The organism is Streptomyces sp. NPDC055078 (assembly GCF_053607985.1).
In genome coordinates this window covers 1-1,564 of record NZ_JBSGUP010001081.1, presented here as the reverse complement: position 1 = coordinate 1,564, position 1,564 = coordinate 1, and the positions used below count along the sequence as shown (strand labels likewise).

Genomic DNA, 1,564 nt, shown 5'->3' with positions numbered 1-1,564 from the left:
CCCCGAGGTGGCCGTGCGCATCGCCGCCCGCGCCCGCAGAGCAGCCGGCCGGACGCCCACCGCGGCCGGAGCACTCGCGGCGGCCGTCACCGCCCGCTCGCTCGCCGCCATCGGCGACCACCGGGGCGCCCAGATGGCGGTCACAGACGCGCAGGACCTGGTCGAACGCCTCGACGGGCAGGAAGCAGCCGACACCTGGTTCGGCTACCCGGGACAGAAGCACTTCGTGCACCTCTCCCAGGCGTACACCCTCCTCGGAGACACCGACGCCGCATACTCGGCCCAGGACAATGCGCTCGACCTCACCGACTCCCCTTCGGTGATGACCCGGGCCCTGATCGCGATGGACACCGCCGCCTGCCTGCGCCTCGACGGTGACCCCTCCGCGGCGGCCGTGATGGCGGCGGGGATCTTCGACCGCCTCCCCGCTCCCTACCGCGACGGCCTCATCCGGTCCCGGGCCGAATCCCTCCACCATGCCCTCGCCGGCCGCCCCCGAGACCTCCTCGGCCAGGCCCTCGCCTGAACGCGCGCATGACAGGCTCCGGGTCCGCTTCTACCCGGACCAACCCTCGACGCCAGCTTCTCCGCCGTGGGGAAGGGTGGGGCAGCTGACTCCTCAGCACCTGGGAGGTCCGGGAGCGCGCCTGCACTACGAGGTGCGAGGCGCTGGCCTGCGCCACCCGTGACGGCTTCAACGCCGGGCCCGGCGCGGGACTGTGGTTCGGCGCCCCCGCCTCCACGCCGCCGTCTCCGGCAACCCTCGCCGCAGTGCAGATGCTCATCACCGCCCAAGGCGATACCGACGGCAGTCCTCTGGCCCGGCAACCGGAATGGCCTGCCGCCTTCGAGGCCGCCGGCAGCACCCTCGCCAGCCTCGCCCACCATGGACGGCTCACCCGAGGGCTGCGGGCCGTCCTCACCGATCACCTGCTGTTCGCCTTCAACCGGCTCGGCATCTCCGCCTCCCACCAGAGCATCCTGGCCACCGCCGCCAGCCGCGTGATCTTCCACCGCGAACCCATGCCCGACGAGACCCCGCGAAGCACCCGGACCGACCCCGCCCAACCCCCTAGAGTCGGGCCAGTGACCATGCACTCCACCGACGCCCCGGCCCTCGACCCGCGAGAGCTGCGCGAGGCCCTCATCTCCAAGATCGACAGCCTCGGTACCTTCCGCACCGAAGCCGTCAAGAACGCCTTCCGCGCCGTGCCCCGGCACGTCTTCCTGCCCAGCGTGGACCTGGCAACGGCCTACGCGCCCAAGCCCGTGGTGACCAAACGAGCCGAGGACGGCACCGCCGTCTCCTCCGCATCCAGCCCCAACATCGTCGCCAAAATGCTCGAACAGCTTGACGTCCACCCCGGCGACCGGGTTCTGGAGATCGGCGCGGCCACCGGCATCAACGCCGCCCTCCTTGCGGAGCTGACCGGGCCGACCGGCTCGGTGGTCACCATCGAACTCGACGCCGACCTCGCGGACGGCGCCCGCACCGGCCTGGCCGCCGCCGGATACGACCAGGTCGAGGTAGTCCGCGGCGACGGCGCCCTCGGCGACCCCCGCG

At 72.6% G+C, this 1,564-nt stretch carries 1 protein-coding gene and 1 pseudogene; both read left to right on the top strand.

From position 1 onward, the window contains the following. Positions 1–526: pseudogene (locus ACWF94_RS40295) on the top strand (transcriptional regulator); the annotation flags it as partial. Positions 527–777: 251 nt separating this feature from the next. Next, a partial coding sequence (locus ACWF94_RS40290; RefSeq protein ID WP_453500237.1) for an rRNA adenine N-6-methyltransferase family protein occupies positions 778–1,564 on the top strand: 787 nt, incomplete at its 3' end.